Origin of the sequence: Mesorhizobium sp. M4B.F.Ca.ET.203.01.1.1 (assembly GCF_004791025.1) — a bacterium.
GTDB lineage: Bacteria > Pseudomonadota > Alphaproteobacteria > Rhizobiales > Rhizobiaceae > Mesorhizobium > Mesorhizobium abyssinicae.
On sequence record NZ_SRUO01000283.1, the window covers coordinates 1 to 285 of the forward strand.

At 70.2% G+C, this 285-nt stretch carries 1 protein-coding gene; it reads left to right on the forward strand.

Annotated elements, in window-relative coordinates:
* The first annotated feature begins 2 nt into the window (after nucleotides 1-2).
* Nucleotides 3-260, forward strand: a complete 258-nt coding sequence (locus EN846_RS34700) for a DUF2934 domain-containing protein (RefSeq protein WP_245518782.1) — start codon at nucleotides 3-5, stop codon at nucleotides 258-260.
* Nucleotides 261-285 lie beyond the last annotated feature (25 nt).

The window sequence follows — 285 nt, forward strand, 5'->3', positions numbered from 1 at the left end:
GCATCCTTGGCGACCACGAGCGGCACTGGCATCAGGCCGAGGCGGAGATCGACCGCGAGGCGGCTTTGCCGCTCACCGCGGGCGATGCGCTGCCCGAGACCGGCGAGCTGTCGAGCTCGGACATCCTGACCGTGGAGGCGCTTGCCATGCACACCGGGATCAGCAGCGAGGAAGCGCAGGAGCTGCTCGACCGGCTCGGCAACGACCGCGCCGCGATCGAGCAGGCGGCGCGTAACCTCAGGGCCCGGAAGAGGCTATAGCGTCGCAACCGCGGTTCGCTCCCAG